This is a genomic window from Vreelandella mediterranea (assembly GCF_970647075.1).
Genome location: NZ_OZ310198.1, coordinates 1,211,399 through 1,229,091 on the forward strand (window position 1 = coordinate 1,211,399; position 17,693 = coordinate 1,229,091).

A 17,693-nucleotide genomic window follows, 5' to 3' on the forward strand; every position below is an offset into this window, starting at 1 on the left:
CGGCGTCGTCCATCAAAAGGACATACCTAAAACGAGGGAATCATCATGTCAGGGTTATTAGCCGCGTCTAAAGGCAAGACGCTTAAAGGAGTGTTGCCGGTCATGCTACTGACGCTGGGTATGTCAGGCTGCGCGAGTACCGGCACGTCGCAGCCGGCGAACCCGGACGACCCTTGGGAGGGCTTCAACCGCCGCGTATTCGCCTTCAACGACGTGCTGGATCGCTATGCGCTGAAGCTGGTCGCCTCCGGGTATCGCACCGTGGCACCGGACCCGGTGCAGACCGGCGTGGGTAACTTCTTCTCGAATTTGGGCGAGATCCGCACCGCGCTCAACAGTATCTTGCAAGGCAAGCCCGCCAACGCCGGCCTTGCCACCTCACGCTTTTTGATCAATTCGACGGTGGGTATCGCGGGGCTTCTCGACTACGCCACGCATATGGAAATTACCGCCGACGAGGAAGATTTCGGCCAGACACTGGCCGTATGGGGCTGGCAAGATTCCCGCTATCTGGTGCTGCCGCTTTTGGGCCCGAGCACGCTACGTGACTCCACCGGCTTGCCGGCGGATCTGGCCGCTTACCCGAACACCTACGTCGAGGACGACGCGGTGCGTATCAGCCTTGCGGCACTGAATATCGTCGATACCCGCGCCGGGTTGCTGGATCAGGAGTCGCTGATCAGCGGCGACCGCTATCAGTTCATTCGCGACGCCTACCTTCAGCGCCGCCAGTTTTTGATCAACGATGGGGAGTTGGGCGACGACCCCTTCGCGATGGATAGTTTCGAGTTCGATGATGCAGACTTTGACGATGCCGATTTTGGTGACGACGATTTCGCCGATTGAGACTTGATATGGATTCTTCCAAATATCTGATCGCGGTCATCGATGTGCCCGGCGCCGAGCGCGATGCGCTGACCCGTGCAATTACCTGCCGCGATATGGCGGTGCTGGCTGCAGACGATATCGAACACTTACCGGCGGACACGGCGCTGGTGGTTGCTCGGGCTGGCGTGGTGCCGCGGGATCAGTGGGCGCTTTTGGCGGCGCGGGTGCCCACGCTGGTGGTCAGCGACTCCCGCGAGGACGCCGAGCTTTTCAAGGCGGTGGATAGCGGATTGCTGGATCACGTCGTGGACCCTTTGCGTCACAGCGAACTGCTGCGGCGCATGATCCGTAAAGCGGTCGAGCTACAGGCGCTCGCCCGCGAGCGCGAACGTGATCGTCGAAGGCTCGAGGAGCTCAACGAAAGTCTGGAAACGCATCTGGCGCTTCTGCGCATGGACCAGCAAAGCGGCGGACACATTCAACGGCGCTTGCTGCCGGTACATCCGAAGATCATCAACGGGGCGCGCTTTGACTACTGGTTCGCGCCGTCGCTTTATTTATCCGGTGATTTTCTCGACTATCAACGCTACAACGAGCGCTTCAGCGCCTTCTATTTCGCCGATGTTTCTGGCCACGGCGCCTCATCGGCGTTCGTGACGGTGCTGCTTAAGTACTTGTTTAATCGCTGGCTCAACGAGTGGGACGGGCAAAACCCCGAGCATCTGGCCGCCAGGTCGCTCGCCGCTCTCAACCGTGAGCTTCAGGATACCGACATCGGCAAGCACGCGACCCTTTTCGTCGGGGTGATTGACCGGGAGACAAAGACCCTTCACTATTCGCTCGGCGCACAGCTGCCGATGCCGCTTTTGGTGGCCGGCAACCGTCTGGTGCGCCTTGAAGGCGAAGGCATGCCGGTGGGACTTTTTCCCGACATCGAGTATCCGTCGCTCGCCTGTGAACTCCCGTCTGACTTTCGCCTGTGGCTCTGTTCGGACGGCGTATTGGAATGCTTGCCGGGTAAAACGCTCGACACGCGGCTCACGGAACTTGAGCAATTAGTAAGTGAGAGTGGCACACTTGAGCAGTTGCGCGACCAGCTCGTTCAGACCAACGCCCTGTTGATGGAAGGGGAGGCGGCAGATGAACAGGGCCAGGACCGCGACGCTTTACCCGACGACCTGACAATCATGATGGTGAGCGGATTTGGTCATGCTGATTGAGGAAGGCCGTATCAAAGCGGCGTTCGATTCCGGTGTTTTTATCTTGAAGCTCTGTGGCGACGTGCGTCTTACGCTCTGTGCCACGCTCGACGTTCAGGCGCAGCGCTTGGCGGACACACCGGGACTCGAGGCGGTGATGATCGACCTGCGCGAGGCGACCAACGTCGACTCCAGCGCGCTGGGTTTTTTGGCCAAGGTGGCGATGGCGGTGAAAGGGCGCCTCGATCATTTACCGACGATCATCGCCAATAACCCGGATATCCAGAAAATGCTCGACGTGATGGGCTTCAACCGCTTTTTTACGTTGATCGACGCGCCGCTGCAGCCAGGCCTGGACGCCTCCCTGACCGAGCTTCCTGAAATCCCCTCGGACGAAGAGGGCTTGCGCGACCGGATCCTCGAAGCGCACCGCATTCTGATGCACATGAACGAGCATAACCGCGAGCAATTCCAGCCGCTGGTCGAGATGCTCGAGTCCCAGGACTCGCCAGTTCACTAGGCGCGTATACGTAAGGCTTAAAAAAAGCCCCGGTCGCTCATCGAGCGGCCGGGGCTTTTAGCGTTAGGCGAGCGCGTTCATTGTTGACGAAGATCCGCCAAAAGCGCTTCGAGTTTTTTCTGGTCGGCCATGAACTTGCGAATCCCTTCGGCGAGCTTGTCGTGGGTCATCTCATCCACGTTCGTTTCCCAGCGGAAGTCCGCCTCGCTAAGCGGTGGCTTGGCCTCGCTGCTAGCGCTTTGCGGCGTAAGCTTGCGGGTAAGCTCGCCGTGTTGCTCATCGAGCTCGTTCAAAAGCGCCGGTGAAATGGTCAGGCGATCGCACCCGGCCAGTGACTTGATTTCGTCGACGTTGCGAAAGCTTGCGCCCATCACGATGGTGGCGTAACCCTGAGCCTTGTAGTACTCATAGATGCGCTTGACCGAGGCCACGCCCGGGTCGTTGTCGCCGCTGAAATCGCCGTCCGGGGTTTGCGCCTTGTGCCAGTCCAGAATCCGCCCCACGAAGGGCGAGATCAGCGTGGCACCGGCGTCGGCGCAGGCCTGGGCCTGGGCGAAGCCGAACAAAAGCGTCAGGTTGGTGCGAATGCCGTCGCGTTCGAGCTGGCGGGCGGCCTGGATGCCTTCCCAGGTCGAGGCGGTCTTGATCAGAATACGCTCGGCCGGTACGCCCTGGCGTGCGTAGCGCTCGATCAGCGAGTGGGCCTTGGCAATGGTCGCGTCGCGATCAAACGAGAGTCGCGAGCTCACCTCAGTGGAGACGTAGCCTGGCACCAGTTCACTGATCTCGCAGCCGATATCCACCGCTACCCGGTCCACCGCTTCGTCGATATCGGCGCTTTCTTTAGCGATCGCGGCCAGTCGCGCGCGACGGTCCTCCTGCTGAGCGGCCTGCAGGATCAGCGAAGGGTTGGTAGTGGCGTCTTGCGGACGAAAGCGGCGAATCGTTTCCAGATCGCCGGTATCCGCTACCACCTTGGTCATCTCTTTTAACTGCGCCAGTAAGCTATTACTCATGAGGCCTCCTTTTTGTATTGAATGACCTCTACTCTAGCAAGGCTTCCGGGCTGTGGATATTATCCTGACGAGGGATACGGTGCGCCGGGTCGTGCTGCCAGGTATAGGCGGGCGGTGCGGCGGCGTCGATTTTGAAGCGGTTGGCGGCCTCGCGAAGCTGCTCGGCGATTTTCTCGAGCGCCATGGCATCCCGGGCGCTGCTTTCTACCTGGTCGCCGTTGGCCTGGTTGACCTGGGTCTGCTCTGAAAGCGTGGCGTTCAGCGTTTCGATATGGCGGTGCTGCTCTTCGGCCGCCTTGGCGATATGCGCCATCAAGTCGTTGGTCTTCTCGGTGGTTTCGGCGATGCCGCGCATGGTGTCGCTTGCCTGGCTTGAAAGCGAGTGGCCGTGCTGCACTTGGCGGTTGGAGTCGTTCAGCAGCGTTTTGATCTGCGCCGCGGCGTCGGCGCTGCGGGTGGCTAGCGTGCGTACTTCTGCGGCGACCACGGCGAACCCTTTGCCCTCGGTGCCGGCCCGGGCCGCCTCGACCGAGGCATTCAGGGCGAGAATGTTGGTTTGAAAGGCGATGGCATCGATCGTACTGACGATGCCGTCCACTTGCCTGGCGCTTTCATGAATACGTTCCATGGTCGCGAGGAAATCGTCCATCACCACACTCCCCTGGGCCGTTTGATCATTGGCGGTGGTCGTGAGAGCGGCAGCTTCGGTGGCGTAGGCGGCAGTGGAGGCGGTATGCGTGGTGAGCTCTTCCAGGTTGTTCGTGGTGGTTCGGTGAAACTCGTGCTGTGCCTTGGTGCGAACGGTTAGATCCTCGTTGCCCAGGGCCAGGCGCTGGGCGCTTTCGAACATCGCGCTGCTCTGTTCGTGTAGATTGGCGATGGTGTCGGTAAAGGCGCAGCGCATGGTGTCGAGCTCGCTATAGAGTTGGCCGATCTCATTGCGCCCGGGGCTTGCTATTTCGGTAGCCAGGTCGCCCTGGGCCAGCGTGCGAAAATGGGTCACCAGCGTTTTGATCGGGCGTAGGCAGTAGCGCTGGCCTATATAGGCGATGAGGGCCAATAGCACCACCGCCGCCGCGATGCCGGCGATCAGCCCTTGGCCGATCATACTGGCACGTGCCTGGGCGCGAGCGAGCAGGGTCGTGCCTTGCTGGTCCGCCCGCTGATAAAACGCTCGGGCTTGCTCGGTAAACGCCTGACTCAGTGTTAGCGCCTCGGCGGTCAGTTGGCGGTAGCCGGCCCGGTCACCGGCACGCACCGCGTCGAGCTGGCGGGTCATGGCACCGATGAGAGCGCTGGCGCCCGCTTCGATGTCGGCGCGCCCGGGCTCGCCGTCAGTCGCCAAAAGAAACGCCGCCAAGGCGCTTGTCATTTCATCGAGTTCGCGCTCAACGGCTTCCAGCGCTTCCAATGGGTCGCCAAGCGATGGGCGAAGCTGGCGCTCTAGCGCCCGGTCCAGGCGGTGCAGGCCTTCAAGGCCTGCGATGTGCAGCCGGTTGAGTGATGAGGCCTGCTGTACGTTGACGCGCTCAAGCAGCGTTAAATCCTGCTGACTCTGTTGGATGACGCTCCAGGTGAGTAGTGCAAAGGCCAGGATGCACAGCGTCATCAGCGAAAGCGCCGTGGCGGCCAGCGTGCGCAGTGAAACATGTTGAAGCGATTGGAACGTCATGGTGCCCTCGGGTCACACGTAATTAAAGAGTGACCCCAAGGTTAAGTGTCATTTGTTGCAGTTTTTCGACTTTCACCTCTTAAAAGGCAGCGGTGCTGTATCATGGTCGGGCTCAATGGTCGCTTACCGGCCCTGAACGACACCGCAATCGATTCGATAAAAGAGACAATCATGCAACTCACTTCCCGTCGAGTGGCGCTACTGGTCGCCGCCAATACCGCGCTGGCCCCTTTTGCCATCGATGCGTATCTGCCCGCTATCGGTATGCTGGCCGACGACATCGGGGCCAGTATTCACCGCACCGAGCTCTCCATCAGCGTGTTTTTGATGGGGTTTGCCATCGGCCAGCTCTGCTTTGGACCGCTTTCCGACCGGGTAGGGCGCAAGCCGGTACTGCTGGGCGGCCTGGTCGTGTTCATGCTGGCAAGTCTTATGATCACCACCGTGGATAGCCTGGCTTCACTGCTGACCTGGCGCTTTATTCAGGCACTGGGGGGTGGGGCCTGCGTGGTCAACTCCGCGGCCATCGTGCGTGACTGCTTTAGCGGGCGGGAGGCGGCGAAGGTGATGTCGACCATGGCGATGATCATGATGCTCGCCCCGTTGGTGGCCCCCGCGGTGGGCAGCCTGCTTTTGCACGTCGCGGGCTGGTGGCTGATCTTCGTGTTTCTGGCGGTCTACGCCGGGTTTTTGCTTTGGCTTTTGGGCACCAAACTGCCTGAAACCCGGGATATGTCGCTGCCCGCCGCTTCGCCGCGCCAGGTGCTCGGCAACTACGCAAGCGTTTTACGCCACCGCGAGGGCATGGGCTACATCTGCGCCGTCGCCGCTTCGTTTGCCGGGCTTTTTGCGTTCGTTACCGCCTCGCCGTTTCTTTATCTGGAGTATTTCTCACTGTCGCCGGGTATCTATCCTTTGGTGTTCGGGGTGAACGTGGTGGTGATCGCGCTCTCCAATCGGGTCAATATTTACCTTTTGCGTTACCGCACGCCTCAGCAGAACCTGCGTTTGGGGCTGGCCGTGCAGCTCGTCGCGGCCTCCGGGCTCGTGCTGGCTACCGCTTTGGGCCAGGCCTCGCTTTTCGTGGTGGTGCCCCTGATCATGATGTTCACCGGTATGATCGGGCTGATTACGCCGAATGCGATCTCATCGCTTCTGGATCATTTCGGCCACATTAGTGCTACCGCCACCGCGCTTTTGGGCGGTATTCAGTTCAGCTGCGGGGCGCTTGCCGGCATCATGGTGGGGCTTTTCGAGGTCGAGCATTTATGGCCCATGGTGCTGACCATGCTCTCGGTGGCGCTGATGGGCAACGTGGGCGTGCGGGTGCTGACGCCTAAGCCGGTTAAAAGTGGCCTCGATTGAGCGTTAAGGTGGCGCAAAAAATTACCCGTTCGCGTGCTGCTGTCATATAACTGCAACCAAAGCGCGGCAGACTCCTCGGTGTTGAAGGCCTTAAGGCCACTGCTTCCAGCCTTACGCTGGATTTCACACCCAAGGGGAACGCGACGATGAATGTAACCAAGAAGACGCTAAGTGTTGCCGTAGTAGCCGCTCTGGGCGCCGGCGTATCTACCGCCGCCCTGGCCCGCGATACCATTCAAATTGCGGGCTCTTCGACCGTACTGCCGTTCGCCAGTATCGTCGCCGAAGAGTTTGGCAACACTTATTCCCAGTTCGAAACGCCGGTTGTGGGCTCGGGTGGCTCGAGCGGCGGCCTGCGTCAGTTCTGCCAAGGCGTGGGTGAAAACACCATCGATATCGCCAACGCCTCGCGTCCGATTCGCTCGAGCGAAGTCGAAAGCTGTGGCGAAAACGGCGTTAACGAAATTCTTGAAGTGAAATTCGGCTACGACGGTATCGTATTCGCTTCACGCCTTGATCAAAACGAGTTCGAGCTGACGCCGGAGTTCGTCTTCAAGGCCGCCGCCGCGCAGGTTTCCCAGGACGGCGAGTTGGTCGACAACCCCTACACCAACTGGTCCGAGATCGACGATAGCCTGCCAGATCAGGAAATCACTCTGGTCATTCCGGCCTCCAACCACGGCACCCGCGAAGTGTTCGAAGAGCGCGTACTTCACGCCGGCTGCGAAACCGTTGCCGAAGTGGAAGAAGACGCTTGTAACAACCTGCGCGGCGACGGCCGTATCGTCGAAATCGCCGGCGACTACACCGAAACCCTAACTCGTCTCGATGCCCAGGAGAACGCCGTGGGCGTCTTCGGTCTGAGCTTCTACGACCAGAACCGCGACCGCTTGCAAGTCGCCACCATGGACGGCGTAGAGCCGAGCCTGGAAACCATCGGTTCCGGCGAGTACCCGGTATCGCGTCCGCTGTTCTTCTACGTGAAAGGCGAGCACCTGGACGTTATCCCGGGCCTGGCCGAATACACCGAGTTCTTCCTCAACGATATGACCTCTGGCTACGGAAGCCCGCTGGAAGATGCTGGCCTGATCCCGATGGACGAAGACGAGCGTGCTGAAGCGCTCGAGCAGTTCGAGTCGCGTACCGTGGTAAGCGCCGAGTAATCCTGCGCCTGATTACATTGGTGAATTAAGTAACAGATCGCGCCGGCATCAACCAGGTTGATGCCGGCGTTTAAACGTAGAAAGTAAAAGGCGAAGACATAATGAGCAATTTTGCCTTGATCGCCACGCTTCTCATGCTGATGGCCTTGGCATATCACCTGGGATTGACGCGCAGCCGCGCGGTGGCGTCCAGCCACGATGTGCGACTGCACTCACGCCCGGGGTATTACGGCACGCTGGTCGCGCTCTGGTGCGGTCTTCCCGCACTGGTCATTTTTCTATTGTGGTCGTTTTTCGCACCCCAATTGATCGATATGCTGGTGACCCAGCAGCTGCCAACGGATTTAGTGGCTTCCTTGAGCGATAGGGAGCAGCAGACATTGATGCGCCGTATCACCGCGCTTGCCGAAGGCCGCGGTGTATCCGGCGGGGGAAGCCCCGAAGAGGTAGCCGCAGCGGCCCATATGTCGCGGCTCGAAACGATCGAGAACATTGCGCTGATCGCCGTCATGGCGGTACTCGCCGTGGTGGGGCTGATCGTCGCGCGCCGGCGCATTTCGCCGACCTGGCGGGCCCGTAACCAGGTCGAGCGCGTCATTACCATTGCCCTGGCCGCGAGCTCGGCCGTCGCCATTTGTACCACCATCGGCATCGTGCTTTCGATGCTGGGTGAGGCGCTGCGCTTTTTCAGTTTCATTCACCCGGCGGACTTCTTTTTTGGCACCGTCTGGAACCCGCGTTTTAGCACCGCGGGCTCGAGCGGGCAGGGCGAGTTCGGCCTGTTACCGCTTCTTTGGGGCACGCTCATGGTCAGCGCCATCGCACTGTTGGTGGCCATCCCCGTCGGCCTGATGACCGCGATTTATATGGCCGAGTACGCCTCGCCCTGGCTCAGAAGCATCGCCAAGCCGGTCATCGAGATTTTGGCGGGTATTCCCACGATCGTGTACGGCTTTTTCGCGCTGACCGTTATCGGCCCGTTTCTTTCGATGCTCGGCGATTTCGTAGGGATCAATATTCGCACCACCAGCGCCATGACCGCGGGTATCGCCATGGGCATCATGATCATCCCGTTCGTCTCGTCACTTTCCGACGACATCATCACCCAGGTGCCCAAGTCGCTGCGCGATGGCGCGCTGGGCCTTGGCGCGACCAAGTCGGAAACCATTCGTCAGGTGGTGTTGCCCGCGGCTCTACCTGGCATCGTCGGGGCGTTTTTGCTGGCGGCTAGCCGGGCGATCGGTGAAACCATGATCGTGGTGCTGGCAGCGGGTAACAATCCGGTGCTACACGCCAACCCGTTCGAGGCGGTGTCGACCATTACCGTGACGATCGTCAATCAGCTGACCGGTGATATGGATTTTGCCAGCCCGCAATCGCTGGTCGCCTTTGCGCTCGGCTTGACGCTTTTTGTGATCACACTGGGCTTGAACGTCATCGCACTGGTCGTGGTGCGCAAATATCGCCAGCAATACGAGTAAGTGACCATGTCTATATCGATTGAACAGCGCCGACAGCATCGGCTTGAGACGATTGAGAAGTCGCTTTCGAAACGCCACCGTAAGGAAAACGGGTTTCGGCGCATGGGGCTGGCGGCGGTATTGGCGGGCCTTACGCTGGTCACCATCCTGTTCGCCAGTATTTTGACCAAGGGTATCCCCGCTTTTTGGCAGGCAACGCTTTATACCGAGATCTATTTCGATCCCGACGTGATCGATCTTCCCCCTCAGCCCGAGCGCCAAAGCGATGAGACGCTTTTCGAGTTCGAGGAGCGTACGACCCAGTGGATGACTCAGGCGGGGCTTATCAACTGGCAGTCGTTGATCGATGCCTCGCTGGAGCAGGCGCTAGGTGAAGAGGTCGAGTCGAGCCAGCTGCGCGATCTGCGCGCGCTGGTCGCCTCTGGAGAGCGCTACGCGCTGCGTAACCGGTTCATCGAAGATCCTTCGCTTCTGGGGGAGACGATGACGCTTAAAATGCTCGCCAGCGCCGACGCGGACGTCTGGATGAAGGGAAACATCGATCGTGATCTGCCGGATGCGCGACTCCAGCTATCGCCTCAGAGCAGGTCATGGATTGACCAACTGCAGGAGCAGGACGTTCTGCGCCAGTCCTTTAGCACCGCGCTGTTCATGAACACCGACTCGCGAAGCTCTCTGGCCTCGGCGGGGCTAGCGGGCGCCTTCATGGGGTCGCTGTTCATGATGCTGGTGGTCATGGCCCTGTCGGTGCCGATCGGCGTGTCGAGTGCGATCTACCTGGAAGAGTTTGCGCCCAAGAATCGCCTGACCGATCTCATCGAGATCAATATCAACAACCTCGCGGCGGTCCCTTCCATCGTATTCGGTCTTCTGGGCGCCTCCATCTTTATCGGCTACCTGCGTCTGCCGCTGTCGGCACCGCTGGTGGGGGGGCTGGTGCTTACGCTGATGACGCTGCCGACGATCATCATCACTACGCGCTCGTCGCTGCGCTCGATTCCGCCCTCGATTCGCCAAGCGGCACTCGGTATCGGGGCGTCCCGGGTACAGACGGTATTTCACCACGTGTTGCCGCTGGCGCTGCCGGGTATTTTGACCGGCTCCATTCTTGGGGTGGCCCAAGCGCTGGGTGAAACCGCGCCGCTTCTACTGATCGGGATGAATGCGTTCGTGGCCAACGTGCCAGGCTCGCCCATGGATCAGTCCACCGCGCTGCCGGTGCAGATTTATCTATGGCAGGGCAATGAGCTGCGCAACTTCTTTGAAGCGCGGACCTCGGCTGCCATTATTGTGTTATTGGGCCTGATGCTTAGCTTGAACGGGCTGGCCATCTGGCTGCGTAAAAAATTAGAGACGAGGTGGTAAGTGGATACTTCTACGCACTCCCCAAAGCAAGCCCCTATCAGCAATGTCAGCGTAGGTAACGGCGAAAACCGCGTCAGCAAGGCCACGGACAAGGTGAAGTTCAAGGCAGAGGGCGTCAATGTCTTTTACGGCGACTCCCAAGCGATCAATGGCATCGACCTGGATATCCATGAAAACGAGGTGCTGGCGTTCATCGGGCCCTCGGGCTGCGGCAAATCGACGTTTCTACGCTGTCTGAACCGCATGAACGACACCATCGATATTTGCCGGGTCGAGGGCAAAATCACGTTGGACGACAAGGATATCTACGCCCCGGAGCGTGACGTGGTGCTGCTGCGTGCCCAGGTCGGGATCGTTTTTCAAAAGCCCAATCCGTTCCCCAAGTCGATCTACGAGAACGTGGCCTATGGGCCTCGCCTGCACGGTCTAGCCAAGCGTAAGGCGGAGCTCGATGATATCGTCGAGACAAGCCTGCGCCGCGCAGGCCTTTGGGACGAGGTAAAGGACCGGCTGGACCAGCCCGGCACCGGACTTTCCGGCGGTCAGTCGCAGCGGCTGTGTATCGCGCGCACCATCGCGGTGAGCCCGGACGTCATTTTGATGGACGAACCCTGCTCGGCGTTGGACCCGATTGCGACCGCCAAGGTGGAGCAGCTCATCGACGAGCTCAGCGAGAGCTACACCATCGTGATGGTAACCCACAACATGCAGCAGGCCGCCCGCGTGGCCGATCGCACCGCGTTCTTCCACATGGGCGATCTGGCCGAGGTCGACACCACTGATAACATCTTCACCAATCCTCAGGATCAGCGCACCCACGATTACATCACTGGGCGCTTTGGCTAGTATCACTGAGACGACTCTAGTGCAAAAAAAGGCCCGCGCTGTTACAGCGCGGGCCTTTTTACTTCTAGCGTGATCAGTCGATCAGCTCGATGGCCACCGCCGTGGCTTCGCCACCGCCGATGCACAGGCTCGCCACACCGCGCTTGCCGCCAGTGGTGCGCAGGGCGTGAATCAGTGTGGCGATGATACGTGAGCCCGTCGAGCCCACCGGGTGGCCCTGGGCGCAGGCGCCGCCGAAGATATTGACCTTACCGTGATCCAGCCCCAAATCGTCGATCGCCATCAGCGTGACCACCGCAAAGGCTTCGTTGATCTCGAAAAGATCCACGTCACCGACACCCCAGCCGACCTTTTTCATCAGTTTTTCGATGGCGCCGACCGGGGCGATGGTGAATTCACTCGGGTGGCGCGAGTGGGTGGCGTGGCCGAGCATGCGGGCCAGTGGCGTGACGCCGAGCCTTGAGGCCGCTTGCTGGCTCGACATGATCAGCGCCGAGGCACCGTCAGAAATGGAACTGGCGTTCGCCGCGGTGATGGTGCCGTCCTTGGTAAAAGCGGGGCGCAGCGTTCTGATCTTCTCAAGGTTGGCCTGGAAGGGCTGCTCGTCCTGATCGACCATGCTTTCGCCCTGGCGGGTGGTGACTGCCACCGGCGCCATTTCGGCGCTAAGCGAGCCGTCCTCATTAGCCTTCATTGCCCGCTCCAGCGAGGCGATCGCGAAGTCGTCCATTCGCTCGCGGGTGTAGCCGCGCTCAGAGGCGACCTCTTGGGCGAATACGCCCATTAGCTTCCCTGTTTCTGCATCCTCAAGACCATCGTAAAACATGTGGTCCTTGAGCTCGCCGTGGCCCAGCCGGTAGCCGCTGCGCGCTTTGGTGAGTAGGTGCGGGGCGTTGGACATCGATTCCATCCCGCCGGCCAGCATCACCCCTGCGGTGCCCGCCTTGATGAGATCATGGGAGAACATTGCCGCCTTCATCCCCGAGCCGCAAAGCTTGTTGATGGTGGTGGCGCCTATCGAATCGGGAATGCCTGCCTGGCGCATCGCCTGGCGGGCAGGGCCCTGTTTGACCCCGGCGGGGAGCACGCAGCCAAGAATGCCTTCCTCGATGGTATCCGGGCTGAGCCCGGCGCGCTCGATGGCCGCGCGAATGGCGACGGCGGCAAGCGCCGGGGCACTCATGCTCGCAAGGCTGCCGGACATGGCGCCCATGGGCGTCCGGGTGGCGGATAAAAAGACAACGTCGGTGGCGCTACTCATGAACAACTCCTGGTGATCTCGTTGTGGTTATTGGATCAGCGCTTGCATGACTAGCATGAATGTAATGAATGCTAACACGTGCCGCAACAAGTTGACGTGCACGGAAGCCCCGGTTTCATTGCCCACCCGACCAACGTCGTAGCGATTTAGACGCTAGTCCGCTTGCACCGGTCGGCAAATACTCTTAGCGTTGGTTCTAGGCAGGTTTCCGTTAACGTCAACCTGTGCTCGCCGTACAGGTGCGGGTCTGCCCAAAATGCTCATGCCAATAACAAAAGAGAGCCATCATGACGGTTTCTTCCTCGTTCCCTACCTACGCCGGTTATCTCGAGGGCTTTTCGCCAGATGATACGGCCGCACGCCTGGACACCCACCAGGACGGTAAGCTCAACGCTTTTGACGTGTGCTGCGCGCGCCACCTGCGCGACGGCCGAGGCGAGTCGCTTGCTCTGGTACACGAAGATACTCACGCAGAGATTCATACGCTCACCTACCGCGAGCTCGACGCGCAAAGTGCGCGTCTTGCCGGCTGGCTGAACGAGCAAGGGTTTCAAGTGGGGGATCGTATCGCTTGTATGCTGCCGCGCTCGGCGGCACTGCTGGTGGCGGTGTTGGCGACCTGGCGCATCGGCGCGGTGTATCAGCCGCTTTTTACCGCCTTCGGGTCGGACGCGGTGGATTACCGGCTGACGCGTGCCGATTCAAGGCTGGTGATTACCGATCACGCCAATCGGCACAAATTTGAAGGGGGTCGTCACTGTCCGCCGGTGCTGGCCCTCGGCGGGCCGAGCGACCGGCACGCCAGTGATTTCGGCTGGCAGGCCGCGCTCGCGCATACGCCGATAACGAGCGAGCCGCCGCGCCTCGACCCGAGCGCGCCGTTTTTGCAGATGTTTACCTCGGGCACCGTCGGCAAGCCCAAGGGTGTGGCGATACCGCTCAAGGCAATGACGGCATTCGCCATCTATATGGAGCTTGCCGTCGATCTCAAGCGCGAGGACCGGTTCTGGAACATGGCCGACCCGGGCTGGGCCTATGGTCTTTACTATGCGATCACCGGGCCGCTGCTGTTGGGCGCCACCACGCACTTTTGCGAAGCCGGGTTTAGCGCCGAAGGCGCACTTGCGTTCATGAAGCGTCACGAGATCAATAATTTTGCCGCCGCGCCGACCGCCTACCGGCTCATGAAAGCCTCCGGGATTTTCGACGATGCTCACCAAACGCTCGGTCTACGCGCGGCAAGCTCCGCCGGGGAGCCGCTCAATATCGAGGTCGTCAACTGGGTGGAAAAATCCCTCGGCTGCGCGGTGATGGACCACTACGGCCAGACCGAAACCGGCATGACCTGTAACTGCCACCACGCGCTCGATCATCCCAAATACGTGGGCGGGATGGGCGTGCCGCTGCCGGGCTACCGCCTGGCCATTCTCGATGCCGAGTACAACGAGCTGCCTGCGGGTGAACCCGGCGTGCTCGCGGTGGACATCGCGAACTCACCGGTACATTTCTTTTCAGGCTACACCTGGCAGGAAAAGGATCCGTTCGTTAACGGCTACTACCTGACTGGCGACGTGGTGGTTCGAAACGAAGACGGCACCTTCCAGTTCGCCGGCCGCGATGACGACATCATTACCACCGCGGGCTATCGGGTGGGGCCCACCGATGTCGAGAACAGCGTGATGATTCACCCGGGCGTGGCCGAGTGCGCGGCAGTGGGCAAGTTCGATGAAATCCGCGGCGAGATCATCAAGGCGTTCGTGGTGCTGCGCGAAGGCTTCGAGCCAAGCGATGCCTTGGCCGAGGAAATTAAAGGCCTGGTACGCGAACGGCTCTCGACCCACGCCTTTCCGCGCGAAATCGCTTTTGTCGACGAGTTGCCCAAAACGCCCAGCGGTAAAATTCAGCGCTTCAAACTGCGCGCCGAGGCGCCCACCCCGGCGCCCGGTGATTCAAACAACATGAATAAAGGACACTGATGTGGAGATAAAAGAGCGCACGTTTTTAATTACCGGGGCCGCCTCAGGGCTGGGTGCGGCGACGGCCGAGCGGCTGGCAGGCCTTGGCGCCCGGGTGGTGCTTTGCGATGTGAGCGAGCGTGTTTTCGATCAGGCCAAAGCTCTGGGTGAGTGTGCCAGCGCCATGACGGCCGACATCACCTCGAGCGAGCAAATGGGCGAGGTCATGGAAGCCGCCGTTGCCATGGGCGGTGAGCCAGGCCTGGCCGGGGTCGTTCACTGCGCGGGGGTGGTTAGCGTGGCCAAACTGGTGGACCGGGAGGGCGTTCCGGCGGATCTCGACGCCTACGCCAAAACCGTTCAGATCAACCTGATTGGCACCTTTAACGTCATGCGCTTGGCCGCCGCGGCCATGGCAAAAAACGCCCCCTTTGAGAGCGGCGAGCGCGGCGTCATCATCAATACCGCCTCCGTTGCCGCCTTCGATGGCCAGGTGGGGCAGTGTGCCTATAGCGCCTCCAAGGCCGGTGTGGTCGGCATGAGCCTGCCCGCCGCCCGAGAGCTATCGCGCCACGCCATTCGCGTCATGGCCATCGCCCCGGGGGTCTTCGAGACGCCGATGATGAGCGAGATCCCCACCCAGGCTCACGACGCATTGGTGGCCACCGTACCGTTTCCCAAGCGGTTGGGCCGGGCCGCTGAGTTTGCCCTGCTGGCCGAGCAGATCATTACCAACCCGATGCTTAACGGCGAGGTGATTCGTCTGGATGGGGGGATTCGTATGCAGTGAGCAACGCGTTACGGGTCCGGGTGCGCCGATGCCTCTCGCTCGCTGTCCGCGGATATCCCACCGCGGGCTTTTTGCGTGCCCCACCCTGGGCTATCTTGCCCGCTTTGACCCTCTCTTCGACTAAAGAATAGCCTTGCTGCCAGCGCCTGGTTCAAGCTGTGCTTGACTCGCTCGCATGGCCGCGCTAATTTCAAACGACTGTTTGAAAGCCGTGCTTGTGAGCGGGCTTTCAGTCCCGGTTGAGGAGACCTGCAATGCCTAGTTATCAAGCGCCCCTGCGTGATTTGCGTTTCGTGATGGACGAAATGCTCGATTACCCTGCCCACTACGCCGCGATCGGCAAAGGCGACGACGCCTCGCCGGATGTGGTGAGCGCCATTCTCGAAGAGGGCGGGCGTTTCGCGCGCGAGGTATTGCTGCCGCTCAATCAAAGTGGCGACAGCGAAGGCTGCCAGCGCCTCGATAACGGCGATGTCAAAGCGCCCAAGGGTTTCAAGGAGGCGTATCAGCACTACGTCGAGGGTGGCTGGCCAAGCCTTGCCGCCGAACCCGAGCATGGCGGCCAAGGGCTTCCGCAGTCGATTGCGATGGCGCTGTCGGAAATGATCTGTGCCAGCAACCTGGCCTGGGGCATGTATCCGGGGCTTTCCCACGGCGCCGCCGACGCGCTGCGCCACCACGGCACCGATGAGCAAAAGGCGACCTACCTCACCAAACTGGTGGAAGGTGTTTGGACCGGCACCATGTGCCTGACCGAATCCCACTGCGGCACCGATCTTGGCCTTATCAAGACCCGCGCCGTGCCCACTGAAGACAACGCCTATACCATTACGGGCACCAAGATCTTTATCTCTGCCGGCGAGCATGACCTGGCCGAAAACATCGTTCACCTGGTGCTGGCAAAGCTTCCGGACGCCCCGGAAGGCTCGAAAGGTATTTCGCTGTTCGTCGTGCCCAAGTTCATGCCCGACGCCGACGGCAACCCCGGCGAGCGCAACGGCGTGGTATGTGGCTCCCTCGAACACAAGATGGGCATCCACGGCAACGCTACCTGCGTCATGAACTTCGACGGCGCCACCGGCTATCTGGTCGGGCCGCCCAACAAGGGCCTAGCGTGCATGTTCACCATGATGAACGCCGCGCGCTTGGGCGTGGGTATCCAGGGGCTCGGGCTGATCGAGGCGAGCTTTCAAAATTCGCTGACCTACGCTCGCGACCGCCTGCAAATGCGCGGGCTTTCCGGCAAGCAAGCGCCGGAGAAACCCGCCGACCCGATTATCGTGCACCCGGACGTGCGCCGTATGCTGTTGACCCAAAAGGCGTTCGCCGAAGGCGGGCGGATGCTGGTGCTCTACGCTGCTCAGTTACTGGATACCGTCGAACACGGCAAACCCGGTGAAGAGCGCGAGCGCGCCGATACGTTGCTGGGTCTTTTGACCCCCATCGTTAAAGCGTTTTTGACCGAGGTCGGTTTTGAGAGCACCAACGAAGGCGTGCAGATTTATGGTGGCCACGGCTTCATCAAAGAGTGGGGGATGGAGCAACTGGTGCGCGATGCGCGGATCACGCGCCTCTATGAAGGCACCACCGGTATCCAGGCGCTGGACCTTTTGGGTCGCAAGGTGTTGATGAGTCAGGGCGAGTCGCTGAAGGTGTTTACTAAAGAAATCCACAAGTTCTGTAAGACCGAGGCCGATAACCCCGTGCTCGGTGCCTTTATCGAGCCGCTTGCCAAACTCAACGCCGAGTGGGGAGAGCTCACCATGGGCGTAGGCATGAAGGCGATGCAGGACCGCGAAGAGGTAGGCGCCGCCAGCGTGGATTATTTAATGTACTCGGGCTATGTCGCACTCGCCTATCTCTTCGCCCGGGCGGTGAAGAGCGCGACCCCCCACCTCGAGGGAGACGACAAGGCTTTCTATCAGGCCAAGATCAACACCGCACATTTTTACTATCAGCGCCTTTTGCCGCGCACCCGCGCCCACGCTCAGGCTATCCAGTCTGGCGCTTCTAGTCTGATGGCCATCTCGAGCGAAGATTTTGGTTTGGGCTTTGAGATCTAATCCAGCGAATCGGTTCGAGCGCGGGAGTTTCATCTGTTTGCTTTGATCATACTGGGCCGGAACGAGTAATCGTTTCGGCCTTTTCGTTTCTTACGCTTACCCTCTCTTATAATCGTTTGTCAGGATCGCCAAGTCTTTTGTAAAAAGCGCTTGCGTTCAAGCCTTCGAA

General features: G+C 60.4%; 14 protein-coding genes. 11 read left to right on the forward strand and 3 right to left on the reverse strand.

The features are described from left to right. The first annotated feature begins 45 nt into the window (after positions 1 to 45). The 3 genes from ACWFVE_RS05705 to ACWFVE_RS05715 are packed head-to-tail and all read left to right on the forward strand — an operon-like array spanning position 46 to position 2,547. The gene (locus tag ACWFVE_RS05705) at positions 46 to 846 is read left to right on the forward strand and encodes an MlaA family lipoprotein (RefSeq protein ID WP_447528314.1); all 801 of its coding nucleotides are present in this window, start codon (positions 46 to 48) and stop codon (positions 844 to 846) included. An 8-nt stretch (positions 847 to 854) separates the two neighbouring features. After that, entirely contained in the window at positions 855 to 2,048 is a 1,194-nt protein-coding gene (locus tag ACWFVE_RS05710) for a PP2C family protein-serine/threonine phosphatase (RefSeq protein ID WP_447528315.1), read from the forward strand. Then, a complete protein-coding gene (locus tag ACWFVE_RS05715; protein ID WP_447528316.1) occupies positions 2,038 to 2,547 on the forward strand; it encodes an STAS domain-containing protein in 510 nt (169 codons plus the stop codon). The genes ACWFVE_RS05710 and ACWFVE_RS05715 overlap by 11 nt, the downstream gene beginning before the upstream one ends. A 77-nt stretch (positions 2,548 to 2,624) precedes the next feature. Here the strand turns inward: ACWFVE_RS05715 and tal are convergent, their stop codons facing one another. Continuing rightward, positions 2,625 to 3,563, reverse strand: a complete 939-nt coding sequence (gene tal, locus ACWFVE_RS05720; RefSeq protein WP_447528317.1) for a transaldolase — start codon at positions 3,561 to 3,563, stop codon at positions 2,625 to 2,627. Positions 3,564 to 3,591: 28 nt separating this feature from the next. After that, on the reverse strand, positions 3,592 to 5,235 hold the full coding sequence (locus ACWFVE_RS05725; protein WP_447528318.1) for a methyl-accepting chemotaxis protein: 1,644 nt from the start codon (positions 5,233 to 5,235) through the stop codon (positions 3,592 to 3,594). 171 nt (positions 5,236 to 5,406) lie between these two features. Here ACWFVE_RS05725 and ACWFVE_RS05730 point away from each other — a divergent pair, with 171 nt between their 5' ends. The 5 genes from ACWFVE_RS05730 (at position 5,407) to pstB (ending at position 11,455) form a co-directional block, all read left to right on the forward strand. Further along, positions 5,407 to 6,600, forward strand: coding sequence for a multidrug effflux MFS transporter (locus tag ACWFVE_RS05730; protein WP_447528319.1), 1,194 nt, complete (start codon positions 5,407 to 5,409; stop codon positions 6,598 to 6,600). 146 nt (positions 6,601 to 6,746) lie between these two features. Continuing rightward, the gene (locus ACWFVE_RS05735; protein WP_447528320.1) at positions 6,747 to 7,763 is read left to right on the forward strand and encodes a substrate-binding domain-containing protein; all 1,017 of its coding nucleotides are present in this window, start codon (positions 6,747 to 6,749) and stop codon (positions 7,761 to 7,763) included. A 101-nt stretch (positions 7,764 to 7,864) separates the two neighbouring features. Then, positions 7,865 to 9,244, forward strand: a complete 1,380-nt coding sequence (gene pstC / locus ACWFVE_RS05740; RefSeq protein WP_447528321.1) for a phosphate ABC transporter permease subunit PstC — start codon at positions 7,865 to 7,867, stop codon at positions 9,242 to 9,244. A 6-nt stretch (positions 9,245 to 9,250) separates the two neighbouring features. Further along, positions 9,251 to 10,609, forward strand: coding sequence for a phosphate ABC transporter permease PstA (gene pstA / locus ACWFVE_RS05745; protein ID WP_447528322.1), 1,359 nt, complete (start codon positions 9,251 to 9,253; stop codon positions 10,607 to 10,609). After that, on the forward strand, positions 10,610 to 11,455 hold the full coding sequence (gene pstB / locus ACWFVE_RS05750; RefSeq protein ID WP_447528323.1) for a phosphate ABC transporter ATP-binding protein PstB: 846 nt from the start codon (positions 10,610 to 10,612) through the stop codon (positions 11,453 to 11,455). It abuts the gene before it with no gap. A 73-nt stretch (positions 11,456 to 11,528) separates the two neighbouring features. On the opposite strand, the gene ACWFVE_RS05755 is transcribed toward pstB, so the two are convergent. Further along, a complete protein-coding gene (locus ACWFVE_RS05755) occupies positions 11,529 to 12,716 on the reverse strand; it encodes an acetyl-CoA C-acyltransferase (protein WP_447528324.1) in 1,188 nt (395 codons plus the stop codon). A gap of 287 nt (positions 12,717 to 13,003) precedes the next feature. Here ACWFVE_RS05755 and ACWFVE_RS05760 point away from each other — a divergent pair, with 287 nt between their 5' ends. From ACWFVE_RS05760 to ACWFVE_RS05770, 3 genes are all read left to right on the forward strand, one after another. Continuing rightward, the gene (locus tag ACWFVE_RS05760) at positions 13,004 to 14,692 is read left to right on the forward strand and encodes an AMP-binding protein (RefSeq protein WP_447528325.1); all 1,689 of its coding nucleotides are present in this window, start codon (positions 13,004 to 13,006) and stop codon (positions 14,690 to 14,692) included. A 1-nt stretch (position 14,693) separates the two neighbouring features. Then, complete coding sequence (locus tag ACWFVE_RS05765) at positions 14,694 to 15,461, forward strand: SDR family NAD(P)-dependent oxidoreductase (RefSeq protein ID WP_447528326.1); 768 nt, start codon at positions 14,694 to 14,696, stop codon at positions 15,459 to 15,461. Between the two features lie 254 nt (positions 15,462 to 15,715). Further along, on the forward strand, positions 15,716 to 17,524 hold the full coding sequence (locus ACWFVE_RS05770) for an acyl-CoA dehydrogenase C-terminal domain-containing protein (protein ID WP_447528327.1): 1,809 nt from the start codon (positions 15,716 to 15,718) through the stop codon (positions 17,522 to 17,524). Positions 17,525 to 17,693: the final 169 nt, after the last annotated feature.